The 25,115-nt window shown below is 66.0% G+C and carries 28 protein-coding genes and 1 pseudogene; 3 read left to right on the top strand and 26 right to left on the bottom strand.

The window, feature by feature from the left end:
- Positions 1 to 40 precede the first annotated feature (40 nt).
- From fba to KJJ24_RS05250, 15 genes are all read right to left on the bottom strand, one after another.
- The gene (gene fba, locus KJJ24_RS05320; protein ID WP_214342067.1) at positions 41 to 1,114 is read right to left on the bottom strand and encodes a class II fructose-bisphosphate aldolase; all 1,074 of its coding nucleotides are present in this window, start codon (positions 1,112 to 1,114) and stop codon (positions 41 to 43) included.
- Positions 1,115 to 1,165: 51 nt separating this feature from the next.
- A complete protein-coding gene (locus tag KJJ24_RS05315) occupies positions 1,166 to 2,275 on the bottom strand; it encodes a Gfo/Idh/MocA family protein (RefSeq protein WP_214342059.1) in 1,110 nt (369 codons plus the stop codon).
- A gap of 17 nt (positions 2,276 to 2,292) precedes the next feature.
- Positions 2,293 to 2,727, bottom strand: a complete 435-nt coding sequence (locus KJJ24_RS05310; RefSeq protein ID WP_214342057.1) for a hypothetical protein — start codon at positions 2,725 to 2,727, stop codon at positions 2,293 to 2,295.
- Positions 2,728 to 2,740: 13 nt separating this feature from the next.
- Positions 2,741 to 3,616, bottom strand: a complete 876-nt coding sequence (accD, locus tag KJJ24_RS05305) for an acetyl-CoA carboxylase, carboxyltransferase subunit beta (protein WP_214342056.1) — start codon at positions 3,614 to 3,616, stop codon at positions 2,741 to 2,743.
- A 35-nt stretch (positions 3,617 to 3,651) separates the two neighbouring features.
- Positions 3,652 to 4,494 carry an A24 family peptidase gene (locus tag KJJ24_RS05300; RefSeq protein ID WP_214342054.1) on the bottom strand — a complete coding sequence of 281 codons (843 nt, stop codon included), beginning with the start codon at positions 4,492 to 4,494 and terminating at the stop codon, positions 3,652 to 3,654.
- Positions 4,494 to 4,763 carry a hypothetical protein gene (locus KJJ24_RS05295; protein WP_214342052.1) on the bottom strand — a complete coding sequence of 90 codons (270 nt, stop codon included), beginning with the start codon at positions 4,761 to 4,763 and terminating at the stop codon, positions 4,494 to 4,496. Before KJJ24_RS05295 ends, KJJ24_RS05300 begins: the two co-directional genes overlap by 1 nt.
- A gap of 127 nt (positions 4,764 to 4,890) precedes the next feature.
- On the bottom strand, positions 4,891 to 5,793 hold the full coding sequence (locus tag KJJ24_RS05290; RefSeq protein WP_214342049.1) for a phosphoribulokinase: 903 nt from the start codon (positions 5,791 to 5,793) through the stop codon (positions 4,891 to 4,893).
- 80 nt (positions 5,794 to 5,873) lie between these two features.
- A complete protein-coding gene (gene leuB / locus KJJ24_RS05285; RefSeq protein ID WP_214342046.1) occupies positions 5,874 to 6,959 on the bottom strand; it encodes a 3-isopropylmalate dehydrogenase in 1,086 nt (361 codons plus the stop codon).
- Positions 6,960 to 6,984: 25 nt separating this feature from the next.
- Positions 6,985 to 8,052, bottom strand: coding sequence for a UDP-3-O-(3-hydroxymyristoyl)glucosamine N-acyltransferase (gene lpxD, locus KJJ24_RS05280; RefSeq protein WP_214342043.1), 1,068 nt, complete (start codon positions 8,050 to 8,052; stop codon positions 6,985 to 6,987).
- A gap of 40 nt (positions 8,053 to 8,092) precedes the next feature.
- The gene (gene proB, locus KJJ24_RS05275) at positions 8,093 to 9,175 is read right to left on the bottom strand and encodes a glutamate 5-kinase (protein WP_214342040.1); all 1,083 of its coding nucleotides are present in this window, start codon (positions 9,173 to 9,175) and stop codon (positions 8,093 to 8,095) included.
- 1 nt (position 9,176) lies between these two features.
- The gene (locus KJJ24_RS05270; RefSeq protein ID WP_214342037.1) at positions 9,177 to 9,698 is read right to left on the bottom strand and encodes a YqeG family HAD IIIA-type phosphatase; all 522 of its coding nucleotides are present in this window, start codon (positions 9,696 to 9,698) and stop codon (positions 9,177 to 9,179) included.
- Positions 9,699 to 9,716: 18 nt separating this feature from the next.
- Complete coding sequence (locus KJJ24_RS05265) at positions 9,717 to 10,298, bottom strand: DUF3727 domain-containing protein (protein ID WP_214342034.1); 582 nt, start codon at positions 10,296 to 10,298, stop codon at positions 9,717 to 9,719.
- Between the two features lie 19 nt (positions 10,299 to 10,317).
- The gene (gene ruvX / locus KJJ24_RS05260) at positions 10,318 to 10,773 is read right to left on the bottom strand and encodes a Holliday junction resolvase RuvX (RefSeq protein WP_250544939.1); all 456 of its coding nucleotides are present in this window, start codon (positions 10,771 to 10,773) and stop codon (positions 10,318 to 10,320) included.
- A 24-nt stretch (positions 10,774 to 10,797) separates the two neighbouring features.
- Positions 10,798 to 11,850: a hypothetical protein gene (locus KJJ24_RS05255; protein WP_250544938.1), complete on the bottom strand. Its 1,053-nt coding sequence runs from the start codon at positions 11,848 to 11,850 to the stop codon at positions 10,798 to 10,800.
- A gap of 32 nt (positions 11,851 to 11,882) precedes the next feature.
- Complete coding sequence (locus KJJ24_RS05250) at positions 11,883 to 13,049, bottom strand: F420-0:Gamma-glutamyl ligase (protein WP_214342028.1); 1,167 nt, start codon at positions 13,047 to 13,049, stop codon at positions 11,883 to 11,885.
- A 98-nt stretch (positions 13,050 to 13,147) separates the two neighbouring features.
- Between KJJ24_RS05250 and KJJ24_RS05245 the strand changes: the two genes are divergently transcribed.
- Entirely contained in the window at positions 13,148 to 14,554 is a 1,407-nt protein-coding gene (locus tag KJJ24_RS05245; protein WP_214342020.1) for a PhoH family protein, read from the top strand.
- Positions 14,555 to 14,559: 5 nt separating this feature from the next.
- Here the strand turns inward: KJJ24_RS05245 and fumC are convergent, their stop codons facing one another.
- The 7 genes and pseudogenes from fumC to KJJ24_RS05215 all read right to left on the bottom strand — a co-directional run bounded on the left by fumC (position 14,560) and on the right by KJJ24_RS05215 (position 20,370).
- On the bottom strand, positions 14,560 to 15,936 hold the full coding sequence (gene fumC, locus KJJ24_RS05240; RefSeq protein WP_214342018.1) for a class II fumarate hydratase: 1,377 nt from the start codon (positions 15,934 to 15,936) through the stop codon (positions 14,560 to 14,562).
- 22 nt (positions 15,937 to 15,958) lie between these two features.
- Positions 15,959 to 16,528: a thylakoid membrane photosystem I accumulation factor gene (locus KJJ24_RS05235; RefSeq protein WP_214342015.1), complete on the bottom strand. Its 570-nt coding sequence runs from the start codon at positions 16,526 to 16,528 to the stop codon at positions 15,959 to 15,961.
- Positions 16,529 to 16,587: 59 nt separating this feature from the next.
- Entirely contained in the window at positions 16,588 to 18,189 is a 1,602-nt protein-coding gene (locus KJJ24_RS05230) for a DUF3685 domain-containing protein (RefSeq protein ID WP_214342012.1), read from the bottom strand.
- 57 nt (positions 18,190 to 18,246) lie between these two features.
- Positions 18,247 to 18,606, bottom strand: a complete 360-nt coding sequence (locus tag KJJ24_RS05225) for a Fur family transcriptional regulator (RefSeq protein WP_214343345.1) — start codon at positions 18,604 to 18,606, stop codon at positions 18,247 to 18,249.
- Positions 18,607 to 18,688: 82 nt separating this feature from the next.
- Positions 18,689 to 19,462, bottom strand: a complete 774-nt coding sequence (gene hisA, locus KJJ24_RS05220; RefSeq protein WP_250544998.1) for a 1-(5-phosphoribosyl)-5-[(5-phosphoribosylamino)methylideneamino]imidazole-4-carboxamide isomerase — start codon at positions 19,460 to 19,462, stop codon at positions 18,689 to 18,691.
- 81 nt (positions 19,463 to 19,543) lie between these two features.
- Positions 19,544 to 19,684, bottom strand: a pseudogene (locus KJJ24_RS14910) (1-(5-phosphoribosyl)-5-((5-phosphoribosylamino)methylideneamino)imidazole-4-carboxamide isomerase); the annotation flags it as partial.
- Positions 19,681 to 20,370: a Coq4 family protein gene (locus tag KJJ24_RS05215; protein WP_214342007.1), complete on the bottom strand. Its 690-nt coding sequence runs from the start codon at positions 20,368 to 20,370 to the stop codon at positions 19,681 to 19,683. The gene KJJ24_RS05215 and the pseudogene KJJ24_RS14910, both read right to left, overlap by 4 nt.
- A 46-nt stretch (positions 20,371 to 20,416) precedes the next feature.
- Between KJJ24_RS05215 and KJJ24_RS05210 the strand changes: the two genes are divergently transcribed.
- Positions 20,417 to 21,361 (top strand): NAD-dependent epimerase/dehydratase family protein, encoded by a 945-nt coding sequence (locus KJJ24_RS05210; RefSeq protein WP_250544937.1) that lies wholly within the window; start codon positions 20,417 to 20,419, stop codon positions 21,359 to 21,361.
- Between the two features lie 6 nt (positions 21,362 to 21,367).
- Here KJJ24_RS05210 and KJJ24_RS05205 read toward each other — a convergent pair whose 3' ends face one another.
- On the bottom strand, positions 21,368 to 21,898 hold the full coding sequence (locus KJJ24_RS05205; RefSeq protein WP_214342004.1) for a CDP-alcohol phosphatidyltransferase family protein: 531 nt from the start codon (positions 21,896 to 21,898) through the stop codon (positions 21,368 to 21,370).
- A gap of 34 nt (positions 21,899 to 21,932) precedes the next feature.
- Here KJJ24_RS05205 and KJJ24_RS05200 point away from each other — a divergent pair, with 34 nt between their 5' ends.
- Positions 21,933 to 22,397, top strand: a complete 465-nt coding sequence (locus tag KJJ24_RS05200) for a CBS domain-containing protein (RefSeq protein WP_214342001.1) — start codon at positions 21,933 to 21,935, stop codon at positions 22,395 to 22,397.
- Here the strand turns inward: KJJ24_RS05200 and KJJ24_RS05195 are convergent.
- The 3 genes from KJJ24_RS05195 to KJJ24_RS05185 form a co-directional block, all read right to left on the bottom strand.
- Positions 22,394 to 23,743, bottom strand: a complete 1,350-nt coding sequence (locus KJJ24_RS05195) for a hypothetical protein (protein ID WP_214341998.1) — start codon at positions 23,741 to 23,743, stop codon at positions 22,394 to 22,396. The genes KJJ24_RS05200 and KJJ24_RS05195 overlap by 4 nt on opposite strands.
- 136 nt (positions 23,744 to 23,879) lie before the next feature.
- Complete coding sequence (gene pdeM, locus KJJ24_RS05190) at positions 23,880 to 24,518, bottom strand: ligase-associated DNA damage response endonuclease PdeM (RefSeq protein ID WP_214341995.1); 639 nt, start codon at positions 24,516 to 24,518, stop codon at positions 23,880 to 23,882.
- Positions 24,518 to 25,096: a glutathione S-transferase family protein gene (locus tag KJJ24_RS05185; protein ID WP_214341992.1), complete on the bottom strand. Its 579-nt coding sequence runs from the start codon at positions 25,094 to 25,096 to the stop codon at positions 24,518 to 24,520. Before KJJ24_RS05185 ends, pdeM begins: the two co-directional genes overlap by 1 nt.
- Between the last annotated feature and the right edge of the window lie 19 nt (positions 25,097 to 25,115).

Genomic DNA, 25,115 nt, shown 5'->3' with positions numbered 1-25,115 from the left:
GGGCCGAATGGCCCCTGGGATTGTGAGCGTTTGGTGCTAATCAGGCGGCCACAGCGGTCTTGGGGTCGAGCTCGCCCTTGGCGTAGAGACCGGCGTAGTAGTTGATGTCGCGCTGCTTGATCTTGCTGGCGTTGCCGGCGCACCAGAACTGCTGGTAACGATCCAGGCACACCTGCTTCATGTAGGCCCGGGCGGGCTTGTTGAAGTGGCGGGGATCAAAGTTGGCGGGATCCTTGGCGGCGGCTTCACGCACAGCGGCGGTGAAGGCGAGGCGGTTGTCGGTGTCGATGTTCACCTTGCGCACGCCATTGCGGATGCCTTCCTGGATTTCTTCCACGGGCACGCCGTAGGTCTCAGGGATGGCACCGCCGTACTTGTTGATCATGTCCAGCCACTCCTGGGGCACGGAGGAGGAGCCGTGCATCACCAGGTGGGTGTTGGGGATGGCCTTGTGGATCTCAGCGATACGGCTGATGGCCAGCACTTCGCCGGTGGGCTTGCGGGTGAACTTGTAAGCGCCGTGGCTGGTGCCGATGGCGATGGCCAGGGCGTCAACTTTGGTCTTGGCGACGAAGTCGGCAGCCTCAGCGGGATCGGTGAGCAGCTGGCTGTGGTCGAGCTTGCCCTCGAAACCGTGGCCGTCCTCAGCCTCACCCATGCCGGTCTCCAGGGAGCCCAGGCAACCGAGCTCGCCTTCCACGCTCACGCCGATGGCGTGGGCCACGTCCACCACTTCTTTGGTGACAGCCACGTTGTACTCGTAGCTGGCGGGGCTCTTGGCGTCGGCCATCAGCGAGCCGTCCATCATCACCGAGGTGAAACCGTTAGCGGCAGCACCGAAGCAGGTGGCGGGGCTGTTGCCGTGGTCCTGGTGCATCACCACCGGGATGTCGGGGTAGGTCTCGACAGCGGCCAGGATCAGGTGGCGCAGGAAGTTCTCACCGGCGTACTGACGGGCGCCGCGGGAGGCCTGCAGGATCACCGGGGAGTCGGTCTCGTGAGCCGCCTCCATGATCGACTGCACCTGCTCCAGGTTGTTCACGTTGAAAGCAGGGATGCCGTAGCCGTTTTCAGCGGCATGGTCGAGCAGCAGCCGAAGCGGGACGAGCGCCATGGGGACACCGGGAGAGTGAATGCCGGCGATCCTAACTGGCCCCTTTTTCGCCTAAATCGACTGGCGGATCCCGCTGTCGGCAGCCTGCAGAGCCCGGTCGCAGATCAGCTGGCTGTGCATGGCTTCGAAGAGCCCCGGATGCATCGGCCGGCCTTCGCGCGCTGCCTGTGCCCACCACCCGATCAGGCGCTTCACCGGTGCGAGCCGGCCATCGGGCCACGTGTGACTGAAGGCCAGCTGCGGATCGGGTGCGATCTCTTCGAGCGGCCCCCCCTGGCTAGAGCGCCACAGCTGGAAGCCATGCACATAGTCGCTCTGGTTGCTCGAGCCCAGCACCAGAGTTCCTTCACTGCCGTAGACCTCAATCCAATAGCCCCGCCCTTGCCGGGTCACCGAGGCCAGGCTCACTTGGGCTGGAACGCTCTGGCCCTGGGCGGTTTCCAGCTCCAGCTGCAGCAGGGCGATGTCTTCAGCGTCTACCGCGGCCAACCGCCCCCTGCCGTCGGCCAGCGGGCGATGGGGGATGGCCATGCTGCGTAGGCAGCTCACCTGGCGGGCGGGGCCCAAGAGCCAGTGCAGGGTGTCGAAGGCGTGGGTGCCGAGGGAGCCGAGCACGCCGCCGCCGGCAGCCCGTTGGGAATACCAGTTCCATGGGCGGCTGGAATCGGCGCGGCTCCCCATTAGCCAATCAAGCTTCACCAGCCACGGCGTGCCGATGGCACCGTGCTGAAGCAGTGCCGCCAGCTGCATGAAGGCCGGCACTGCGCGGTATTCAAAATCCACGCCAACGCACACCCCAGCGCTGAGCGCCTGCCGTTGCAGCTCCTCAATCTGCGGGGCCTCGAGGGCGACTGGTTTCTCCAGCAGTAGGTGCTTGCCAGCAGCAATCGCGGCCTGGGCCAGTGCGAAGCGTGGTTCGGGCGGTGTGGCGATCACCAGGGCCTCAATGCGGGGATCGGCCAGCAGCGTTTCAAAGCTGTTGAAGCCCGGTAACCCCGTAGCGGCGCAGGCTTGCTCAAGCCGCTCCTGCCGGTGGTGCCACAGGGCCACCGGTTCGGTGAGGGGGCAGTCGCGCAGGGCCGGCAAATGAACCTTTTCGCCAAAGCCGAGGCCCACCAGGGCCACGCCAAGGGGACGTTGCGATGCGGGGGCTGCCGTCACGGGCGGTTGGTGATGCCTCAGAAGCCTGCCAGCAGAGCCTCCCCGGCTGAGCAGGCTTCCGTGATGGTGGAGCTGATCAGATCGTCGCCGCTGGCCGCTTGCCAGCTACTGCCCCACTGCGGGATTCCGTTAATCGAGGTGTCGCGGTAAAGGTTTTGCCCGCAGTCGATCTCCATCACGTAAAGGTCGCTGGCGGGTGGGCGCGGCTCGCTGCCATCGGCGTTCAGCTGCTGATCGGCCGGCGGCGCAGGCTGGAAGCGGCTGAGCACGGTGAGGTTGCCGTTGCGGTTCACCCGCAGGCTGCCCGAATCCCACCACTGGCGGCCATCGCTGCTGGCCTGCACTTCATGCCAGTCCACGGGACCAGCCCAGGCTGCGGGAGGGGCAGCTCCTCCGAGCAGGATCAACAAGCCGATGGCGGCGCTGAGAGCTGTTTGAAGGAAGCGTGTCATCGCGTTGAGGTGTTCAAGCCGCCACCGCTTTGGTGCAGCCATGCATCTTGAGCAGGCTCACCAGGGTGCTGCGCAGCCTGGTGCGGGGCACGATGTGATCCACAAACCCGTGGTCGCGCAGGTATTCGGCGGTCTGGAAATCGTCGGGCAGCTTCTCGCGCAGGGTCTGCTCAATCACGCGACGGCCGGCGAAGCCTATGAGTGCCTTGGGCTCAGCCAGGATCAGATCGCCCAGCATCGCGAAGCTGGCCGTGACCCCACCGGTGGTGGGGTGGGTAAGCAGCGGTAGGTAGAGCAACTCTGCCTCGCGGTGGCGCTCCAAGGCGCCGGAGATCTTGGCCATTTGCATCAGCGAGAGCATGCCTTCCTGCATGCGGGCACCTCCCGAGGCACACACGACCATCACCGGGTAGCGACGCGCGGTGGCCTCCTCGATCAGACGGGCCAGCTTCTCGCCCACCACCGAGCCCATGGAGCCGCCCATGAAGCGGAAATCCATGACCCCCAGCGCGAGGGGCAGGCCCTCCACCCGGCAGAGCCCAGTGATCACACCATCTTTGAGGCCTGTGCTCCGCTGTGTATCGCGGATGCGATCGGCGTAGCTGCGGCGGTCTTTGAACGCCAACGGGTCGGTGGGGCTGAGGTCGCTGTCGAGGGCTTCGAAGCTGCCTTCATCAGCGATCAGTCGGATGCGCTCCTCACTGAAGATGCGGTGGTGATAGCCACAGCCGCTGCACACGCTGGCGTTGGCGGCCAGATCCTTGCGATACACCACCAAGCCGCACTCTGGGCACTTACTCCAGAGGCCGTCGTCTTCGCTGACCTCCTGGGCCACCCGCACCGTCGGTGCGGTTTTGCGGCGGTCGGCGAACCAGTCGAACAGCGACATCGAGTCAGCGGTGTCCGCAACTACACATCAATCCATTAAAGGGCGCCCCAGCCCAGCCAGTCGCTGAAGCGTTGCAGCCAGAAGCCATTGCCGGCGCACCACACGGCCAGCCCACCGCCGGCCAGGTAAGGGCCAAACGGGAACGGTTGGCCGCGTTTGAGACGGCCGCTCAGCAAGCCGATCAACCCAAACAGGGCACCGCCAAACACCGCAAGCATCACGCTGAGCCCCAGACCTGTGAGGCCCAGCCAGGCGCCCAGCAGGGCCGCCAGCTTCGCGTCACCCAGACCCAGGGCGGGCTTGCCAAGTGCTTTCTGGCCGATGGCGCTGGTGGCTTCAAAGCCAAGCAGGCCGGCGCTGGCCGCCAGCAGGTGCCAAAGCAGCAGCTCTCGGCCAATGCCTTCGCCCTGGCTGAATCCCGAGGCAACAGTGATCGCGATGCCGCACACCACACCCCAGCGGCAGAGGGGTTCGGGCAGCCAGAGCTGATCGAGATCAATGAGCACCATGGGCAGCAACAGGCTGATCAACAGCCAACCGCCCACGACCACCAGCAGGGTCGGCGCACCGGGCAGGCTGGACCCCGGTGCTGCGAGGGCTGCCACGAACAGCCCTGAGCAGAGCAGTTCCACAGCGGGATAGCGGCCGCTGATGGCTGCGCCGCAATGGCGACAACGGCCGCGCAGCACGAGCCAGCTGAGCACGGGCAGGTTGTCAAACCAGGCCAGGGTGGTGCCGCAGCGGGGGCAGTGGCTGCGGGGCCGCACGATGGATTCCTGGCGCGGTAGACGCCAGGCCACCACGTTGAGAAAACTGCCCACACAGGCACCGAGCAGGGCTGCCAGTAGCGCCAGGTGGGGTTGGAGAGGTGTGAGCATCAGCCGCGGTAGGGCGAGCGTGCGGAGCGGCTGCGGCCGGAGCGGCCCCGCACCAGCTCCAAGGGGATGAACTGTTCCTCAGGTAGCAGCACTGGCAGTTCGAACACCACCCGGCCTTGACCGCTGCGCGGCTCGGTGATCACCACGCCCAGAGGATCGTTCTGGCTAGCGCATCGTGCGAGGAAGTGGAAGTAGATCTGCCGGGCCTGGGCAATCACCACTGCGCTGTTGATGCGGTCCCAACGCGGTTGCTGGCTAGACGCTGGCACAGAAGAACCCACCGCCCCCTTGATCACAAAGGATGGGGAGCCCGGTGGGTTGTTGCTGGGCTGAGAAGCAACCGAAATGGGAGGACCTTGTCCGCCAATTGCGATCCAGCCTAGGTGGAGCAGAAGCTCAGGCCAGTCGTTTCTTCTCTTCGATCATCCGGTGAATGATCGGCGTGAGGATCAGCTCCATGGCGAAGCCCATCTTGCCGCCGTCCACCACGATCGATGTCGGGCTCGACATGAAGGAGTCGTGGATCATGTCCAGCAGGTAGGTGAAGTCGATCCCCCACTTCTCGCGGGCGCCCTTGCGGAAGTGGATGATCACGAACGATTCATCCGGGGTGGGGATGTCGCGGATCATGAATGGGTTCGAGGTATCCACAGTGGGGATACGCTGGAAGTTGATGTCCGTCTGGCTGAACTGCGGGCAGATGTGGTTGATGTAATCCGGCATGCGGCGCAGGATTGTGTCCACGGTGGCCTCAGCCGAATAGCCGCGTTCTTTGTTGTCGCGGGCGATCTTCTGGATCCACTCCAGGTTCACGATCGGCACCACACCCACCAGTAGGTCGGCCAGGCCGGCCACGTCGTAGCCGTCACCCTTCACACCGCCGTGCAGGCCTTCGTAGAAGAGCAGGTCGGTGCCGGCAGGGATGGGCTCCCAGGGGGTGAACTGACCAGGCTCAAGGTTGGTGCCCAGGCGGGCGTTGTGCTCGGCGGCTTCCTCGACGGAATGCAGGTAGTAGCGCTTCTCGCCGCTGCCGGTTTCGCCGTAGCTCTTGAACAGTGCGGCGAGTTTGTCGAACAGGTTGGCTTCAGGGCCGAAATGGCTGAAGTTCTCGCCCTTCGCCATGGCATCGGCCATGGCCACCTTCATGGGGCCACGCTCGTAGCGGTGGTAGCTGTCGCCCTCCACCACGGCCGGGGTAATGCCTTCGCGCTTAAAGATGTGCTCGAAGGCGCGCTTCACGGTGCTGGTTCCCGCGCCGGAGGAACCGGTGACCGACACGACCGGGTGACGCTTCGACATGCGCGAGAACAGCAGAACTGGGGGGAGTTTGGCAGGTCGTGGTGCCAACTCCCCGGAATCGTGATCAGCGCTTGTTTGGTTCAGCCTTCAAGGGCGGCCATCAGCTGATCGCCCATGGCCTTGCAGCCCAGCTGGGTGCAGCCTTCGGCCATCAGATCACCGGTGCGGTAGCCGCCGGCGAGCACCTGGTCCACCGCCTGCTCCAGGTCTGTGGCGGCGGCGTCCTGCTCGAGGCCCACCCGCAGCATCATCGCGGCGCTGAGCACCATCGCCATTGGGTTGGCTTTGTCCTGGCGGGCGATGTCGGGAGCAGACCCATGGATGGGCTCAAACAGGCCAGGGCCGCTTTCACCCAAGGATGCCGATGGCAGCATCCCGATTGAACCGCTGAGCATGGCGGCTTCGTCGCTGAGGATGTCGCCGAAGAGGTTGCTGGTGAGCAGCACGTCGAATTGGCGGGGGTTGCGCACCAGCTGCATCGCGGCGTTATCCACATACATGTGGCTGAGCTCAATGCCTGGATAGCTGGCGGCGTGCAGAGCTTCCACCTGGTCGCGCCAGAGCTGGCTCACATCGAGCACGTTGGCTTTGTCAACGCTGCAGAGGCGGCCGTTGCGCTGTTGGGCCAGATCGAAGCCCACCTTGGCGATGCGATCGATCTCATCGTCGAAGTAGGCCATGGTGTTGAAGCCGCGCACGCGGCCCTCAGCTTCCACTCGGCCCTTGGGTGTGCCGAAGTACACGCCGCCGGTGAGCTCGCGCACCACCATCAGATCCACCCCTTCGATGACCTCGCGCTTGAGAGTGGAGGCATCGATCAGGGCCGGGATGATCTTCACCGGGCGCAGATTGGCGAAGAGGCCCATGCCGGCCCGCAGCCCCAGCAGCCCGGTTTCGGGACGCTTCTCGCGAGGCAGCGTGTCGTATTGGGGGGAACCGATGGCGGCCAGCAGCACGGCATCGGCTGCCTTACAGGCCTCGAGCGTGCTGGCAGGTAGGGGCTCACCGGTGGCATCGATGGCGGCTCCGCCCATCGGCTGCTCGTTGTACACGAGCTCAAAGCCGTGCTTGCGGCTCACGGCATCCAGCATCTGGCGGGCCACGGCCGTGATCTCCGGGCCGATGCCGTCGCCGGGGAGCAGGGTGATCCGGTAGCTGGAGGTCATGGCCGCGCTGGTGCTGGGCGCGAGGCTACGGCTTGGCTTGTCTCTCAAGGCTGCGAATCGCCTTAGTGAGCTCGGGCAGCTTGTTAAAGGCGGCGGAGCAGCGCAGCCAGAGGCGGTTGGGGATGGCCGGGTAGCCGCTTACTACCTCGCCGGCAGCCACCTCGCCATGGATGCCGGATTTGGACGAGGCGATCGAGCGATCTCCCATCACAGCTTTATTGGCCAGGCCCACCTGGCCCGCCAGGATCACGCCGTTGCCGAGGCGGGCGCCGCCGGCGATGCCCACCTGGGCCGCCAGGGCGCAACCTTTGCCGGTGGTTACGCCATGGCCGATATGCACCAGGTTGTCGATCTTGGTGCCGGCACCGATACGGGTTTCGCCCACCGACGGGCGGTCGATCGTGCTGCCGCAGCCCACTTCCACGGCGTCTTCGAGCACCACCAGGCCGGTTTGGGGCATCTTGCGCCAGCCGCTGGCTGTCGGCACGAAGCCGAAGCCCTCGCTGCCAACCACGGCGTTGGAGTGCACCACGCAGGCGCGGCCGAGGCGAGAGCCGGGATGCAGCACCGCTCCGGCATGCAGTTCGCAGCCATCGCCAATCTGCACGTCGTCGTAGATCACCACGTTGGGGTGGATCGTGCAGCTGGCGCCGATTTGCACCTGGGCACCGATCACCACATGGGCGCCCACATGGCTGCCCATGCCCACCACGGCCTCCGGATCCACCACGGCACTGGCATGGATTCCCGGGGGTTTGGGCTGGCGCGGATGCAGGGCATCGAGCGACTCCGCGAAGGCGAGGCGCGGATCCTTCAGGGCAATCCAGGCCTGGCCCCGTTGGCTGGCCTGCTGCTGCAGGGCTTCGGCTTCATCTCCTTTGGCGGGCAGCAACACAGCGCTGGCACCGCTGGCATCTAGGGCTGCTGCCAAGGCATTGCCAGGCTCTAAGAAGCTCAGTTGGCCGCTGCCGGATTGATCAAGGGCCGCCGCGCCGAGGAGTTCAGGATCTGCGGCCAGGTGGTGGCTGAGGCCCTGGAGGCCGCCTGCGGCTTGCACTTCGCTCAGGTTGCTGAGCAGTTGGCTGAAGCGCATGGGAGCCGCACACACCGGGAACGCGCGGATCGTAGGTGGATCAGCTGGAGGCGGCTCCAGGGGTGATCACCAGGTGGTCGCGGTGCACCACTAAACCGCGCTGGCCTTTGCATTGCTGTAGCTCTTGGCTGTCCATGGCCGTTAGGCCGCGGGCCAGTTCTCGTCCATCGAGGCTGAGCAGCCGCACAGCATCCCGCCGCGAGAAGGTGCCGTCCACAGACTTCACCCCCACGGCTAACAGCGATGCTCCCTGCACCAGCAGAGCCCGCTCCGCCCCGGCATCCACCGTGATGCTGCCTTGGGGCAGCAGAGCGTGGGCCAGCCAACCCTTGCGATCGCTCAGGGGGGTGGTGCTGGGGCGGAACAGGGTTCCGCGGGGCTCGCCAGCGAGCACGGCGTTGAGCACCGCAGGATCGCGGCCATCAGCCAGGCGTACCTGAATGCCGCTGGCGGTGGCGATCCGCGCGGCCGAGAGCTTGGTGGTCATGCCGCCGGTGCCCCAGCGGCCGCCGCCTTTGGCCACGCCGCTGAGGGCTTCCAGTTCCGCCAGGTTGTTCACCTCGGAAATGGGCTGGGCGTCAGCGTCGCTGCGTGGATCACCGGAATAGAGGCTGTCGATGTCGGTGAGGAGCACCAGCTCATCGGCCTGCACTGCTACCGCCACCAGTGCGGAGAGGGTGTCGTTGTCGCCGAAGCGCAGTTCGTCGGTGGCGAGGGTGTCGTTTTCGTTGATGATCGGTGTCACACCCCAAGCCAGCAGCTGCTCGAGGGTGCGGCAGGCGTTCTGATAGCGGCGGCGGGACGCCAGATCACCGCGGGTGAGCAGGACCTGGGCCACGCAACGCTCATCACGGGCAAAAGCTTGGTCGTAGAGCGTCATCAGCCGCCCCTGACCTACGGCTGCTGCTGCCTGCAGCCCCTCCAGTTCAGTTGGGCGCTGGTGCTGCCCAAGGGCGGTGCACCCCAGACCGACGGCTCCACTGGTGACCAGTGCCACTGGCTCTTGGCGTGCCCAGAGGTTGCAAAGGCTGGCGGCCAGATCTCCGATCACCTGCTCGGTGCAGCGGGCACCATCGCCCCGCAGCACGCTGGTGCCCACCTTGATCACGCGCCGCATCGTCATCTCAGCGCAGCGTTGCTCCCGCTAAACGGGCCAGGTGCACCTCTAGTCGCTGCCAATGGTCGTGGCTGCAAGGCTCACCCTGGGGATTCACGGGTTTCACCAGCACGGTGTAGAGGCCAAGGCGGTTGCCGGCCAGTACATCGGTAAACACCCGGTCGCCCACGATCGCCACCTGGCTGTGGGGCAAATCGAGCTGCTCCACCACCTTGCGCAGGGGCCCGCGGCGCGGTTTGCCGGCGCTGGTGGTGAAGTCAACCCCGAGCTGAGCCGCTACCCCCCCGATCCGGCTGCGGGAGGGGTTGTTGCTGAACAGGTGGAGCGGCAGGGTCTGCTGAGCCCGACGCAGCCAGGTCTCCACGGCGGGCGGCAACTCGCTGCCGCGTCGGGGCAGCAGTGTGCGATCCACATCCAGCACCAGGGCGCGAATGCCCTGGGCCAGTAGTTGGTGCAAGGGCAGATCAGCCAGGGTGCCGTTAGCGACCAGATCGGGCTGCAGCAGTTTCGGGAAGGAGAGATTGCTCACAGGGGTCAGGGGAGCTGCTCAGCTTTCGCCGAGCTCGCGCTCGTCGAGTTCCGCTTCGATGCGGGGCTGCACCCGTTCGAATTCCTCACCTTCCACCAGGATTCCCTCGCCGTTTTGCATGCGTGCCACCACGAAGAAGGGATCCAGAGGGATGAACAAGCCGTATTCCTGTCCTTCTGCGCGGAACTGGATCAGCATTTCGTAGAGGTCGCTTTCGTCGTCTTCTGCCTCCTCGGCGATCTCTTCGGCGATCTCTTCTTCGAGCTCCTCAGGATCGGGCTCTTCCAGTTCACCGCTCACGGTGAGGGTCACGGCGGAGCGCACCAGGGTGAGGTCGTGCTCCTGCAGCACCACCTCCGCGACCGAGAGGATCGGCTCAGCCCCATCGAGCTCATCGATCACCTCATCGTCGCTGTCGTCATCGGCGGCGATCTTCACCAGGCACACCGGGGTGTCGACAGGGGTGAGCAGGGCGTAGTCGTTGCCATCGAGCGGGATGAGCTGCTCGAGGAAACAAAGCAGCTGACGACCCTCTCCGTCGCGCACCAGCACGGTGGGAACTTCTCCGGCGCCGTTCACGCTGGGACCGTCTGAGCTCATGGGTGAATCCTGGTTGCTTTCAGGATGCCTGGGAACCGGACCCTGAGCCAAGACCAGGGTCCTGCGCGCTCACCGGCGCCGGTTCCGGCCCCTCCTGTAACCATTGCTCCAGCAGCAGTGCTGCAGCGGCACTGTCGAGAGCACCGCTGCGGTCGCCTTGCAGGCCATGGCGTTCGGCCGCCGCCCAGCTGCTGGCGTATTCGTTGACCAGAGCGAGCGGCAGGTTGAGGTGCCTGGCCAGTCGTTCGCCGTAGCGGCGGCAGTGCTCAGCCTGCTCTGTGGGCTGCTGCTGAGCATCGAGGGGTAGCCCCACCACCAGCGCGGTGATGCGCCGCTGAACCACCACCGTGCGCAGCTGCTCCAGATCCGCCGCATAGCGACCGCGCCGCAGGGCCGTGAGCGGGGTCACCGTGAGCCCGAGGGCATCACAGCCTGCCAGGCCGATGCGCTTGCGGCCGACGTCCAAGGCCAGCACTGAGCGAGGTGTTGGACCTCTCACTCAGCGGCCAAGCGGGGTGGGCATCGGCCGCTGGCCGGGTTGTAGGCGCCCAAGCACTGCCTCGATGCGCTGCGCCACTTGGGCCGTTTGCTGGGTGGCATGACGCCGCCACACACTTCTTGCCATCACCACCTCCTCGCCCTCGGGAGCCATGCCAAGGCTCTGCAGCCAGGCGCTGCGCTCACCATCGAGCACATCACTGCGTACCAGCAGTTCGCTGGAGTTAGCGGCGCTGCGCTCGAGCAGTAGCTGGAGCGGTTCGCCGAGCAGATGCGTCCAGCCAGGGTGAACACTCAATTCGATCTCAGGCAGATCACGGCTGCTCGGCCTGAGGCGTCGCGCACCGGCCACCGCCTGCTGTCGATTGCTGTCAAACAACATCAGGCTGGGCTGCTCACTTTGGTCAAGCAGATCGTCGACGCGCCGATCGAGCAGTTGGCGCAGCTGGGCCGGCAAGGTCGCCTGCTCTAGCTGCCACATCGCTGCTGCGGTGCGCCGGTTGAGTGGGCGCAGCTGCAGATCGGCCGGGAGCTCTCTGTTGGCGGTGACGTGGCTGGGTTCCCAGTGCCAGATGGTTTCCCGGCGTAGTGGCTGGAATCCCTGCTGGCGTAGCAAGGCCAGCCGGTCGCTGTCGTTCGTGGAGGCGGTGGCCATCCAGCTGGCGGCACCACGACTGCGTTGGATGGCCTCGCGCACCAGGGCGGCTTCGATGGCCATCCGCCCTGCTTCTCCTGAGGCCAGACACGCCGCGCTGCTGCGTAGCTGGAGCAGCTGCCAGCACGTGCCACTGCGATTGAGCCGCTGGCTGATCAGCAGACCCAGCGGTAGATGGGGTTCCCGATAGGCAAGCAGCACATCAGGAGCGAGGGGCGGTCGGGCCGTAAGCGTGCTGAGCAGCAGTTCAGGCCCCTGCAACAGCACAGCCCGCTGCAACAGGGGCAGCAAGTCGCTGAAGCAAGGGTCTTGCAGCAGCGGTAGGTGCCAGCCGCGCAGGGGAAGTACGTGCAGGGAGTTGGCCTGGGCGGATCGCTGGGCTGGGGCGGCTGGAGACACGGCGCTCGGCCTGAGCAGGGCCTGTCTCAATGTTATGGGCGTACCAGCACCAGCGGTGTGCGCTCGTTGGCATTGCCGGCGGGGTTGGGCTTGAGGGCGCGCATCAGCAGCTCTTCATCGCAGCCGGGGCTGGAGGCCAGCACCTTCACGCGGCCAAGGTCGTTGACATCCACCACGGCAACGGCCACTCCCAGCTCGGCTGCCAGTTGGCTGCATACGGCAGCACTGTCGGCAGGGCCGAGCACGATGGTCTGGTCGTAGGGCGGGGTGGTACCGGTCACATCGTCGATCAGGCGAGCCTGTTCGCCCGCCAGGCGGTAGAACCAGCCCTTCGAGCCCACGAGCTTCAGGGCCGTACCCAGCAGCCAGGCGCAGAGCACGCGGGCGGGCCCCACGTTGTCGATCAGGGTTTGCAGGCCGCAGGCGGTGGCCAGGGAGCTGGTGGGGTGGAACACCCGGCAGAGCAGCCGCGCCAGGCTCGAAGGCTGCAGATTCGCCGGGTGGTTGTAGCGGCCCTGCATCACCGCCAGAGGGGTTTCGCCGATGGTGAGCACATCACCCGGTTGGAGCACGGCGCCGGCGTAGTGGCGCAGCACCTCGGCGGGATCGTCGAGGGTGCCGAGCAGATGGGTGCGGATCGGCAACACCGAGCAGCGATCACCCTGGCGCCAGTTGGCGGTATCTGGCTGGGCGGCTGCGGGGCGGCGCAGCGGGATCAGCACGCCATCACGCTTCTGGAGCCGGCCGAAGGGGCCGTAGTTGGTCCAGAGGATCTCCAGCCAGAGGGTGTCAACCAGCATGCGCAGATCACAGCCAGCCGGGCCGCTGATGCTGATGCGCACCTCGGCCTGGGTGGTTTTGTGCCCTTTCACGATGTAGGCGAACCAGTAGCCATCGGCCCTGGCCTCTTCATCCGGGTGCTGCGGCTTGAGGCTGGTTGTCACCTGCACATCGGCCAGATCGGCGCGCCCCAGCAGGGTGGGTTTGAGCTCGATCTCCGGCACGAACACCTCCATGCGGGCATGGGGATTGCGGATCGCGATCGTGCCTTTCACCTCCAGGCGCTCGTCGCCCTTGCGCTTCACGCTCCAATTGGCGCTGCTCAGCCGCAGTGGAGAGGCCGGCCGCAGCCGATGGCGTGCCTCAAGCCACAGCAGTGCCAGCCCGAAAACCAGGGCGGCGATCAACAAGACAGCCAACAGTGCAGACAACGCCAGTGCTTTGAGTTCTGCGGGAGCGTAGAGCTTGCAGCTGAAAAAGCCGCTTAGCGTGCGCGCATCTCCATGGGAGGGCCGTGATGCGCAAGACCTTCGTTCTCGATACGAATGTGTTGCTCCACGACCCGCAGGCGCTCACCCGCTTTGAAGACAATGCGGTGGTGATCCCCATCGAGGTGGTGGAGGAGATCGACCGCTTCAAGCGTGACCCCTCCGAGAAGGGCCGTAATGCCCGCCAGATCTCCCGGCTGCTGGATGCGCTGCGGGAGAAGGGGAACCTGGCCGATGGCGTGCCAATCGACGACGCCAGCGGCGGCACCCTGCAGGTGGTGTTCTGCCGCAGTGAAACCCTGGCTCAGTTGCCGCCTGAACTGAAGGGCGGCAATGGCGACAACAACATCCTGGCGGTGGCGCTCGAGCAGCTCCGCTCCGGCCTGATCAGCGACCAGCCGCCGGTGGTGCTGGTGACGAAGGACACCAACCTGCGCATCAAGGCCGATGCGGTGGGCCTCACGGCGCAGGACTACACCACCGACAAGGTCGATATCGCCGACCTCTACCCCGGGGTGTGCGAGTTGATGGCCAGCGCTGCGGCGATGGAGCAGCTCAAGGGGGAGGGGGGGCTGGCGCTTGTTGAGCTGCCCTCTGCGCAAGGGGCAGCTCTCCAGGCGAATGAGGGGGTCACCCTCGTGGATCAAGCCCAGCCCAATCACACTCTGCTCGCCCGTTTCGACGCTGGAAGTGCTCGCCTATTGCCCCTGCAGCGCGCCGGCAAAGTGCGGCTCGGCAAGGTGAGCGCCCGCAACCGCGAGCAAACCTTCGCCCTCGATTTACTGCTGGATCCTTCGGTGCAGTTGCTCACGCTGGTGGGCAAGGCCGGCACCGGCAAAACCTTGCTCGCCCTGGCGGCCGGATTGCACCAGGTGGCCGATGAGCATCTCTACGAGCGCCTGCTGGTGACACGCCCGGTGATTTCCCTGGGCAAAGAGATCGGCTTCCTGCCCGGAAGCCTCGAGGAAAAGATGGGCCCCTGGATGCAGCCGATCATCGACAACCTCGATTTCCTGCTTGGTGGTGCTGATGCCGATGAGGGACGCTCGCCACGACCCAGCGGGGGCAGCAATCGCCCCGGGGCGCAGCGTGGCAACCGCAGCAACTGGACCGACCTCAAGGGCATGGGCTTACTGGAAGTGGAAGCGATCAGCTACATCCGCGGCCGATCGATTCCGCGGCAGTTCATGGTGGTGGATGAGGCCCAGAACCTCACCCCCCATGAGGTGAAAACAATCGTGACCCGGGTGGGCGAAGGCACCAAGATCGTGTTCACCGGTGACCCTTATCAGATCGACAATCCCTATGTGGATGCCGAGAGCAACGGCCTCACTTGGCTGGTGGAGCGCTTTAAAGGGCAACGCCTTGCCGGCCACGTGACCTTGATCCGCGGTGAGCGAAGCGAGCTGGCGGAGCTGGCGGCGAACTTGCTTTGAGCGGCTCACACCATCCGCTCAGGCCGCACCCACTGGTCGAACTCTTCGCCGCTGATTTCGCCCAGCACCAGTGCGGCTTCCCGCAGGCTGAGGCCGTGCTTGTGGGCGTGTTTGGCGATGCCGCTGGCGCGGTCATAGCCGATGGCGGGGGTGAGCGCTGTGACCAGCATCAGGCTCTGGTTGAGCAGGCGCTCGATGCGCTGTTCGTTGGCCCGGAGGCCTTCGATGCAGTGCTCACGGAAGCTCCTGCAGGCGCCGGCCAGCAGTTCGATGCTCTCGAGCACGTTGTGGGCGATCAGCGGTTTGAACACGTTGAGTTCAAAATTGCCTTGGCTGGCCGCTATCTGCACGGCGGTGTTGTTGCCCATCACCTGAACGGCCACCATCGTGAGGCTTTCGCACTGGGTGGGGTTCACCTTGCCCGGCATGATCGAGCTGCCGGGTTCGTTTTCCGGTAGCACCAGTTCGCCCAGGCCGCAGCGGGGGCCGCTGCCCAGCCAGCGGATGTCATTGGCGATCTTCATCAGGCTGCCGGCCAGCACCGTGAGCGCGCCATGGGCTGAAGCCAGCGCTTCGTGGCCGGCCAGGGCCTGGAATTTGTTGGGGGCGCTGCTGAAGGCTGTGCCCAGCCGTTCGCTCAACCGTGTGGCCACCGCCTCTCCAAAGCCCTTCGGGGCATTGAGGCCGGTGCCCACCGCGGTGCCGCCGATGGCGAGTTCGCGCACCCGCGGCAAGCTCTGGCGGATCGCCTCCAGCGCCAGCTGCAGCTGCGCCACGTAGCCGCCGAATTCCTGCCCCAGGCTCAACGGCACCGCATCCTGCAAATGGGTGCGGCCGATCTTCACCAGGCCGGCGTAGCTGGTGGCCTTGGCCTGCAGTGCGGCGGTGAGCTGCTCCACCGCCGGCAGGAGCTGTTGCTCCACCTCGAGCACCACCGCCACATGCATCGACGCCGGGAAGGTGTCGTTGCTCGACTGGCTGAGGTTCACATGATCGTTGGGGTGAACCGGGCTCTTGCTGCCGAGCTCACCGCCTAGGGCTTCCACCGCGCGATTAGCGATCACCTCATTGGCGTTCATGTTGCTCTGGGTGCCCGAGCCCGTCTGCCACACCTTCAGTGGGAACTCCGCATCCAGCTCACCGCCAGCCACCTGCTCCGCCGCCGCCACGATGGCGCCACAGAGATGTGGATCGAGCTTGCCCAGATCGCGGTTCGCTTCCGCGCAGGCCGCCTTCAGTTGCCCGAAGGCGTGCACGATCGCCAGAGGCATGCGCTGGCCGAAGGGGAAGTTGCTGATCGAGCGCTGGGTCTGGGCACCCCAGTAGCGCTCGGCGGGCACCGCAATGGCGCCCATGCTGTCGGTTTCCTGGCGGGTGCTCATCGGCGGCGCGGTGTGGGATGGATCAGCGTGAGGCCACGATTTCGCTGTTCAGCTCGTTCACATCGCGGCTGAGGCTCAAGGTCACGTCGCCCTGGGGCTTGAGGCCCGTCACCTCTGTGAGCGCAGCATTGATCGCATCGATGCTCACGGGGCCGCCCTCATCCAGCACAGGTTGGCCCTCGGTGTTGAACACCACCACTTGAGGAACCACGCCTTTCCAGTAGCTGGCGGGATCGCTGGGGCCGTGGGTCTCTCGATTCTGGAGCGGATCGGTGGACAGCAGGATCAGTTCCACGCTGCGGCCCCAGAGGCGCTGCAATTCGTTGAACACAACGGCGTACTGCTTGCTGGCGGCGCTGTCGTCGAGGAAATAACCCAGCACGATCGGCCGATGGTTGGCCATCGCATCGGCAAGGGTGCTGCGCGGCGGCACCAGGGAGCCGTTGCCGGCGTAAAGGGCATAGATGTTGCCGTCGTAGCTGTTGGTGTCGCGGGCCGCAAAGGCCGCACCGGGTGCCAGGCCGAGCGCCAGCCATGCGATGAGAACCAGGGCTGCCAAGGGTTTCAGCAACCGGGCCAGGGGGCCGGGCATTCAGAAGGGGAATTGGTTGAAGCCATTGTGGCCCGCGGCCCCGGCCGTTCAGGCCCAGCTCAGCCGCGACTCACCGAACGGCCCAAGCCCTGCAGGATGCCCCGCCCAATCAGACCGATGGCACGGCCGATCACCTGCGTGAGTACGACCACCACCAGATCCCCGAGTCGGCTCACAAAGCTCTGCACTTGAGGTGCCAGGGCATCGCGGGCTTCGAGGCTGAGGGTGATCAGCTGCTGGCTCCAGCTCAGCTGGCGGAGCTCCTGATCACGGGGCTCGGTGAGCAGCAGTGGTGTGATCGCACCATCGGTGAAGCTGTAGAGCAGCCGGCGGCTTTCATAGAGCTGAACTGGCCGTTCAAACAGGCTGCCCCAGCGTTGCTGGGAATTGAGCTGATTGCGAAGTCGCTCGAGATTGCGGGTGGCTAGGAGATCAGGTCTGAGCAGGTAGCGGCGTAGCTCTGGCCAGCTGCTGCAGCAGCTGAGAACCTCGGCGCTGATCAGCTCGGCGCTGCGAATCAGCCAGTTGCTGATCAGCCTCTCGAGATGGAGCAGAGCTTGGGGTTCATCCGGCGCAAGCAGCCGGCCATCCACCAACAGAGGTTGCGCCTGCACCAGGGCTGCCAACATCGGCAGCGCCGCTGGTAAGTCGGGGTCGAAGCCGCTGAGCTGGCAGGCGCTGCTCAAGCTTTCAGCCACCGGCAGCAAGCCTCCCTGCTGCGGCAATTGCACGTAATCGCCAGCCATGGCGCACAAAGACAATCGTCGCAGTTCGGGCTGCTGTTGCAGCCAGCGCTCTTCCAGGGCCTCACCCCGCAGCTGTTCATGGCGGAGGCGGATCACCAGGAGATCGAGCTGGCTGATCAGCGCCAGAAGCAGATCGCGGCGATGCACTGCTGTGAGGCCCTCAAGGGCCAGCAGCTGGCCGCTCTGGTTGGTGACACCAGAATCGATGGCAGCGGTGAGTCGCGCCTGGATCGCGTGCCATACCCCTTCGGCCGTGCGCTGACGCAGGGTGATGGCGAGATGGGTGCTTTGTGGTGGTGCAGCCGGCGGGCTGGCTTCAACGAGGGCCATGCAGATGGGGCCCCACAACCAGAGCAACAACCGGCGGGCCGCTGCGAGTTCGTTGAGCCGTCCCAGCAGGAACAGCCTGCTGAGGCCGCCGGGGTTTTGCTCCAGCCAGAAGCGGCAGCGCTTCTGTTCGGCCTGGATCTGGCTGAGGCCACTGCGCAAGAGCCACTGGCCGAATCCGATGGGCTCTGGTGCGGGCAGCGAGGCGCTGAGCGGACGGAGCTCAAACACCCGGCCGCCGCTGAGCAGCGTGGCCACCGCCGCTGGAATCTCTTCGGGTTCGGCTTGCTGCAGCACGCCGTCGCAGGGCAAGCGCAGCAGATCTTCGCTGGTGTATGGAGTTTGTCCCGGGAGCAGCAGCAGGATCGGTGCCGGTTGCCAACGCTCCTGCAGTTGCTCGAGTTCGCCTTGCAGGTTGGCCAGCGGCAGGTCTGCGCTGCAGCTCCAGATCACCAAACCAAGGCGGCCTTGGAACTGCTCAGGCTGGGTGGCGATGCGGTGCTGGGGCTCGAGCAGGCGGATCAGACCTTCGCGAAGCAATGGCTCGGCCAGGATCAGCAGTTGGGGTGCGGCCTTGGCCTCAGGCACGTGCGCCAGGTGATGCAATTTGGCGCACGTTAACGGGCCTGGCCAGGCTTCTCCAGCTCAGCGCGGGCGCCCGCTCAGATGGAGGGTGTAGCTCTCGATTGCGTAGCCGGTGTGCTCCTCGATGCGCTGGAGTAGCTCAGGGGGAAGCTCCACATCCAGATCCTGAATTGCGCCGGTTTTGAGGCAGGTGATGTGGCTGTGGGGATCGCTGCGATAGCCGTAGAGCCGGCCACTGGCTCGATCGAGGCATTCGATTACCCCGGCGCTCTGCAGGGCCTCGAGGTTCTGATACACCGAGGTGTGGCCGATGTTGCGGCCACGGGCATTGAGCTTCTCGAAAATGTCGCGGGCGCTGAGGTGATCTTTCACGTCCCAGAGCAGCTCAAGCACCATGCGACGCTGGCGCGACAAGCGCATGCCGAGATCGCGGCAGCGCGCGATCGCACCGTCAAGGCCTAACTCAATCGTGGTTGTCGCCGCCAAGACAGGCGTGTGTTGCTTAAACCGTTATAGAACCCGTAGGCGAAGTGGGTGCGTCTTGTAAGCGTTCCGGACCAATTGCTTCAAGCGCTTCGGCCAGATCCACCGCGCCGTCATAGAGGGCTCGGCCCACGATCACCCCTTCCACGCCGAGGGGTGCAATCGAGAGCAGCGACAGGATGTCTTCGAGCCTGCCGATGCCTCCTGAGGCAATCACCGGAATCGAGCTGGCTTCCGCCATGGCCCGCAGGGCTTCCAGGTTCGGACCAGCCAGGGTTCCATCGGTGGCGATGTCGGTGCTGATGATCGCCGCCACGCCGCAGCCCTCGAAGCTTTTGGCCAGCTCGGTGGCCTTCACCGTGCTGGTTTCAATCCAGCCGCGGGTGGCCACCAGGCCGTCCTTGGCGTCGATGCCCACCACCACCTTGCCGAGGTGCCGCGCTGCCAGCTCCTTCACCAGCTCGGGCTTCTCGATCGCCACGGTGCCGAGGATCACCCGGTCGAGGCCGCAGGCCAACAGCTCTTCGGCTCGCTCGGCGCTGCGCACACCTCCACCGAGTTGCACCGGGATGGAGAGCGCTGCGGTGATCGCCTTCACCGCCTGATCGTTCACCGGTTGGCCGGTTTTGGCTCCATCGAGATCCACCAGGTGCAGCCGCTGGGCCCCCTGGCGTTGCCAGTCGAGCGCCTGGGCCACGGGGTCATTGTTGAAGCGGGTCACCTGGTCGTAGTCGCCCTGGTGCAGGCGCACGCAGTGGCCGTCGAGCAGGTCGATGGCGGGGATGATCTGCATGGCGGCCGGGCGGCTCAACGATTGCCAGCCAGGCTGCCAGAGGCCCCGATCGCGCAGCTGGCGCAGGGGGATCAGCAGGCGGCAGCTGCGCTCGAGCACCGCCTCCAGCCGGGCGGCACGCTCAACCCCTTTGCCCTGCTCCCCCAGCAGCTGGAAATGGCGGTAGCCCTGGGTGAGGCCGAGGCTGGCGGGTTGGGCGGTCCAGCGTTGGGGCAGCTTCATGGCAGCTGGGCGGCAAGGCCATAGGCCTTCGCATCGGCTGGATCGCGAATGCCCAGCTCGCTGCGCCACTGGCTCACGGGTTTCTCCCAGCCCTCTTCCCAACGGGCGGCCGCCAGGCAGGCGGCCTGGCGGGCGATGGCTTGGCCGTGGCAGACGGCATCACTGATGGCCTCGAAGCGCTCGATTTGGAACCGAAAGCTGGCCAGTTGCCCAGCGCTGGTGAGCAACACGTAGGCCGGGAAGCCGATCTGGGCGGCGGTCACAGCCAGCACGCCGTTTTCACCCTGGCGCTCCGTGCCGAACCCGCACACCACGTGATGGATGTCGTGGGTGGTGGCGATGCGCTGGGTGAGCCATTGGGCTTCGCTGTCGGTGGGCCGCGGGCGGAAGAACTCCGGGTCGTAGCCGAGGCTGGTGATCAGGCGTGCGTAGCGCTCCCCGAGGCTGCCGCTGGGTAGTTGGCTGAGCCGCGCGATGTCGGGCTGCAGGGGCGGATAGCGCTGATCCATCAACTCAGCACCGCCGGGGGTGGCGCGGAAGCGGCGGATGCAATCGGCCATCTGGGGGCTGTCGATGAAGCTGTCCACCAGGTCAGCGATGCTGGCCAGGTCGCCGCCGCTGCGGCCGATGGCGGCCAGCAGTTTGAGGTTGTTGAGCGCCCGCAGCACCTCGTTGAACCGTCCCATGGCCGCCCCTATCCCAGGCCCCCAGTGTGGGCTGGCAAGGCTTTGAATGGCCGCCAGTTTCAACGGTTCGCGCGTGAAGATCCTCGTGATGGGCGGCACCCGCTTTGTGGGTAAGCCCCTGGTGGCTCAGCTGCTGAGCGAGGGTCATGCGCTCACCCTGTTCACCCGCGGCAACAAGCCCGTGCCCGCTGGTGTGGAACACCTCTGCGGTGACCGCAGCACCGCCGAAGGCCTGGCCGCCCTACAGGGCCGCAGCTTCGATGTGATCGTGGATAGCTCGGGCCGCACGCTCGACGACACCCGCGCTGTGATCGAGCGCACCGGTGCCCCCAGCCACCGCTTTCTGTATGTGAGCTCCGCCGGCGTTTACGCCGATAGCGAGCTCTGGCCCCTCAACGAAGACTCCCCCACCGATCCCCAGAGCCGCCACAGCGGCAAGCTCGACACCGAGGCCTGGCTCACGGCCGAGAAGATCCCCTTCACCAGTTTCCGCCCCACCTACATCGTGGGCGCCGGCAACTACAACCCTGTGGAGAGCTGGTTCTTCGATCGGATCGTGCACGGCCGGCCGGTGCCCCTGCCCGGCGATGGCAGCACGATCACCCAGCTCGGCCATGTGAACGACCTGGCCACGGCCATGGCCTTGAGCCTGGGCGTGGATGCCGCCGCCAACCGCATCTACAACTGCAGCAGCGTGCAGGGCATCACCTTTAAAGGGCTGGTGGCTGCCGCCGCTCGCGCCTGCGGTAAAGATCCCGGCTCGGTGGAGATTCGCAGCTTCGATCCCGCCGGGCTCGATAAGAAGGCCCGCAAAGCCTTCCCCCTGCGCCAAGCCCACTTCCTCACCGATGTGACCCGTGTGCAGCGCGAACTGGCCTGGACACCCACTTACAGCGTGGAGCAGGCCCTGGTAGATAGCTACAGCAACGATTACGCCAAGCAGATGCCCACCAGCCCTGATTTCTCAGGCGATGAGGCCCTGATCGGCTGAGCCTCTTCAGGCCTTGCGCAAATAGCCCCAGGCGGAGCTCAGGGCCAGCAGCAGCGAGGGCCAGAACAGCCCGAACCCCGCCAGGTGCAGTGCAGCCACTGCGCCGGCGGGACCCCAGCCATCGGGCCAGAGCAACAGCAGCAGCGAGGCGAACTGCAGGATCGTTTTCGCTTTGCCGCTCCAGGAGGCAGGCCCGCCGCTGCCCTGGCCTGCCCGCCAGCCGGAGATCAGCAGCTCGCGGGCCAGCAGCAACCAGATGGCCCACAGCGGCAGGCTTTCGGCCGCCCCCAGCCAGAGCAGCGGCGCCAGGATCAGGATCTTGTCAGTGAGGGGATCGAGCCGGGCGCCCCACACCGAGCCGCCACCGGCGCGGCGGGCCAGCCAGCCATCGGCGGCGTCGCTCAGGCCACCCACAAGCAGCAGCCACCAGGCCAGGGCCGGCTGGCCAAGGCTGAGGGCCACGATGAGCGGCAGGCCGATCGCGGCGCGACCCACGGTGAGGCCATCCGCCAGGCGACGGCTCTGTGCTGCGTTCATGGCGGGTCACAATGGCGCCAGTCCCGAGCCTGCCATGGTCGTTGAACGCCGCGTCTCCGAAGTGATGACCACGCCGGTGCGCAGTGTCTCCACCACCACACCGCTTCAGGAGGCGGTGCAACTGATGAGTGAGCACCACATCAGTGGTTTGCCCGTGGTGGATGAGAGCGGAGCCCTGGTGGGCGAGCTCACCGAGCAGGACCTGATGGTTCGCGAGAGCGGCTTTGATGCCGGCCCCTACGTGATGCTGCTTGATGCGGTGATCTACCTGCGCAACCCCCTCAACTGGGATAAGGAAGTGCATCAGGTGCTTGGCAGCACCGTGGGCGAGCTGATGAGCAAGCACCCGCACCACTGCAGCCCCGACACGCAGCTGCCGGCAGCTGCGCGCCAGCTGCACGACCGCAGCACCCAACGGCTGTTTGTTCTCGATGCCGCGAACAAGCCCGTGGGCGTGCTCACCCGCGGGGATGTGGTGCGTGCCCTCGCGGCCGCTTAAGGCAGCGGAGGTGGTGCCGCTGGCGGCGGCATCAGCGGTGGCAGTAACGGTGGGGGCGGTGGTGCCCCCTGGGGCATCGCACCTGGCGGTTGATTCACCCCTGGGTTGAGTGCGTCGGCCTGCGGCTGGGCGGGGACCAGCGCGGGGTCGGCGGTGGTGGCATCGGGATCGGCAGGGAGTTCCTGGCCGTCTTGCAGCAGCAGGGGCGGCGGTAGATCGGGTGCCAGTGGAGCGCTGTCGTCGGGGGCGATGGTTTCGGGGTTGTTCTCCTGAAGCCGCAGTGCCATCGGATCGGCGGTGATCGGTGGTTCCCGCAGCGGCGATTGCAGGCCGTCGCGTTTGGGTGAGCGCTGGCCCTTCGGTTCCCAGATCAAACGCGCCAGGGGCTCGACGCCCTGTTCCATCAGGCGGTTGAAGCCCGCCAGGGCGCGATCGAAGATTTGGGTACCCAGCGATTGGCCGCACTCCAGCGGATTCCCGCAGCTGCGTTTGGCGCTGCGGCTGGCGATCGCTTCCATCAGGTTGCCCTGCAGCGGCATGGCGCGCTTGCTGATGCGCAGCAGGTAGGGCACGTGCACAAAACTGGTGGCGCCGCCGCTGATCCAGTTGGCGTCGTCCTCGGTGAAGCCCTTCACCCCGGGGATGATCAGGCGGCTCTTAGAGGCATGATCGGGCAGGTAGGCGGCCTGCAGGCCACGCCGCCGCGCCAGCGCTTTGGTTTGTTCGAGGGTGAGCCCATCGCGGCTCATCAACACCTCCAGCCGTCCATCGCGCCGCAGCCCCATCACCATGCGGATGCGGGGGAGGTAGTAGCGAATCTGTTGCCCCATCGAGATGCTGTAGGCACCGCGGTAGCTGGCGGGGGGGGCTTCGAGGTCGTTGTAGATGCTGTGCAGGCCGCCGATGAAGCTGTCGTACTCAGCTGCGCGTTCAGGGGTCAGCTCGCCGTAGCCGAAGTCCACCTGGCCGTTGCGGCGGATGCCGATGAACGCCCGCTGGCGGGCAGCGGTGCGGTTGCGCCCGCGCCACACACGGGCGCCGAGCTTGATGTCACCCAGTGGAACGGTGATCTCCTGGCCGTTGTCGTTGACGTGCCGCTCGTACATCGGGCCCGACACGTAGGCCAGGGCGGCGCTGTCTTCAAAGGCGTCCTGCTCGCGGTCCCAGCCTTCCAGCAGGTCGAGCTGCACCTGGCGGGGATCGACATCGAGGGCGTAAACCTCGTCGTTGGGTAGGTAGCGGAAGGCCTCGCCACTAGAGGCGGGCACGCTGATCTCGGAGCCTTGCTGGGGTTCGGGCAGCGGCGGCGCAATGGCCACCAGAAACGCCAGCCCGGCCAGTGGCACGCCGATCGTGAGCCAACGCTTGCGCTGCCACTGCGGCCGCGGGTCCTTGCGACGGGCGGCTGAAGGTGGCGTGGAAGCAGTGTCCAGGTTTTGCGGCCCGTTGCTGCAAATCTACGGGCCGTTGCCGGATCAGGCCTCAGGGCACCGCCAGCACCTGGGCATCGGCGATCACCCAGCGTTGGTAAGCCGGCGACACGGCATAGCCGCCGGTGAGGCTTCCGAAGGCGGGAAGCAACAGCTGGCGCTGCTGGCGCTCCAACGCGAAACAGGGCAAGCGCAGGCGATCACTCCCTTGGCCGAGCACGGCCACCGGATGCACATGGCCCGCCACATTCAGCAGGTCGGCCTCCGGCGGGGTGCAGGGTTCGTGGCTCAGCCAGAGATCGCCGCAGCGCCGCGGCGGCCCTGCCGCAAGCCCTTCCAGCCAGCTGCCCTGATCGTGGTTGCCGCCGATCAGCTCCAGCGGGCAGCCCAGCAACTCCGGTAGGGCCCGGATCTTGCTGCGCAATTCCGCGGTGAGCCCCAGCCGGCTGTGGATCAGATCCCCTAGCACCACCACCCGCTGCGGTTGCAGCTGCGCCGCCAGATCGAGCAGTTGGTTGAGATTGCTCAGGTCTCCGTCGCTGGGCAGCGGGATACCGCTGGCCTGAAAGCTCTCGGCTTTGCCCAGATGCAGATCCGCCACCAGCAGCAGGCCGGTGGCGGCCTGCCACAGCGCCCGCTGGGGCAACAGCTCGAGCTCAGAGGTTTGCCAGTGCAGCCTTGTGGGCTGCATCAGCGCTGACCCATCACGTGTTGGTACGCGGGGCGCTGCTGGGTGGCCGCGATCGTGGCCTGCACCTGGGGGAAGGGGCTGAGGTCGATCTGGGGGAAGAAGATCGGCAGGTAGGCGAGGTAGGCGTTCACGGCACAGTCGGCCACGCTCCAGCTGTTGCCCATCAGCGGCCCCTCGCCGAGCTTGCGATCCAGCACCTCCATCAGCCGCGGAAATTCGCGCTCGCGGTTGGAGGGCACGAACAGCGCCGTGGCCAAGGTGGCATTGGCAAACAGCACCCACTGCTGCGCTAGCCCCCGCTCAGCCGCGTTCTGGCATTCGCCGCCATAGCGCTCGGCCAGATACAGCAGGATCGCTCCGCTTTCAAACAGCTGCAGGCGGCCGCCGGGAAGGGCGGGGTCGTCGTCGACCAGGGCCGGCACCTTGCCGAAGGGATTGATGGCTGTGAAGGCTTCCTGGCGGTGCTCTCCGGCTTCCATGTCGAGCAGCTGCCAGTTGTAGGCAATCCCTTTTTCCTCCATGTACCAGCGCGGCATCGAGGCGCGGCTGCGGGCACCGCCGTACAGGGTGAGGGCCATGGATCCGAGGAAAGACAGC

Origin of the sequence: Synechococcus sp. LA31 (assembly GCF_018502385.1) — a bacterium.
Classification (GTDB): Bacteria; Cyanobacteriota; Cyanobacteriia; order PCC-6307; family Cyanobiaceae; genus Vulcanococcus.
Note: the sequence above shows the minus strand (reverse complement) of the source record. Positions and strands in the feature narration are given on the sequence as shown.

Coding starts and splice junctions, on each gene's coding strand:
- KJJ24_RS05225 (WP_214343345.1), bottom strand. CDS start 18,606: ATGCGCTTGTCGCGCCAGCGTCGCATGGTGCTTGAGCTGCTCTGGGAC.
- pdeM (WP_214341995.1), bottom strand. CDS start 24,518: ATGCAGCCCACAAGGCTGCACTGGCAAACCTCTGAGCTCGAGCTGTTG.
- fumC (WP_214342018.1), bottom strand. CDS start 15,936: ATGAGCACCCGCCAGGAAACCGACAGCATGGGCGCCATTGCGGTGCCC.
- KJJ24_RS05185 (WP_214341992.1), bottom strand. CDS start 25,096: ATGGCCCTCACCCTGTACGGCGGTGCCCGCAGCCGCGCCTCGATGCCG.
- KJJ24_RS05310 (WP_214342057.1), bottom strand. CDS start 2,727: ATGACACGCTTCCTTCAAACAGCTCTCAGCGCCGCCATCGGCTTGTTG.
- KJJ24_RS05200 (WP_214342001.1), top strand. CDS start 21,933: ATGGTCGTTGAACGCCGCGTCTCCGAAGTGATGACCACGCCGGTGCGC.
- fba (WP_214342067.1), bottom strand. CDS start 1,114: ATGGCGCTCGTCCCGCTTCGGCTGCTGCTCGACCATGCCGCTGAAAAC.
- KJJ24_RS05265 (WP_214342034.1), bottom strand. CDS start 10,298: ATGAGCTCAGACGGTCCCAGCGTGAACGGCGCCGGAGAAGTTCCCACC.
- accD (WP_214342056.1), bottom strand. CDS start 3,616: ATGTCGCTGTTCGACTGGTTCGCCGACCGCCGCAAAACCGCACCGACG.
- KJJ24_RS05215 (WP_214342007.1), bottom strand. CDS start 20,370: ATGGGACGGTTCAACGAGGTGCTGCGGGCGCTCAACAACCTCAAACTG.
- hisA (WP_250544998.1), bottom strand. CDS start 19,462: ATGCAGATCATCCCCGCCATCGACCTGCTCGACGGCCACTGCGTGCGC.
- KJJ24_RS05245 (WP_214342020.1), top strand. CDS start 13,148: ATGCGCAAGACCTTCGTTCTCGATACGAATGTGTTGCTCCACGACCCG.
- KJJ24_RS05210 (WP_250544937.1), top strand. CDS start 20,417: ATGGCCGCCAGTTTCAACGGTTCGCGCGTGAAGATCCTCGTGATGGGC.
- KJJ24_RS05300 (WP_214342054.1), bottom strand. CDS start 4,494: ATGCTCACACCTCTCCAACCCCACCTGGCGCTACTGGCAGCCCTGCTC.
- KJJ24_RS05205 (WP_214342004.1), bottom strand. CDS start 21,898: ATGAACGCAGCACAGAGCCGTCGCCTGGCGGATGGCCTCACCGTGGGT.
- leuB (WP_214342046.1), bottom strand. CDS start 6,959: ATGACCTCCAGCTACCGGATCACCCTGCTCCCCGGCGACGGCATCGGC.
- KJJ24_RS05290 (WP_214342049.1), bottom strand. CDS start 5,793: ATGTCGAAGCGTCACCCGGTCGTGTCGGTCACCGGTTCCTCCGGCGCG.
- proB (WP_214342040.1), bottom strand. CDS start 9,175: ATGACGATGCGGCGCGTGATCAAGGTGGGCACCAGCGTGCTGCGGGGC.
- KJJ24_RS05235 (WP_214342015.1), bottom strand. CDS start 16,528: ATGCCCGGCCCCCTGGCCCGGTTGCTGAAACCCTTGGCAGCCCTGGTT.
- lpxD (WP_214342043.1), bottom strand. CDS start 8,052: ATGCGCTTCAGCCAACTGCTCAGCAACCTGAGCGAAGTGCAAGCCGCA.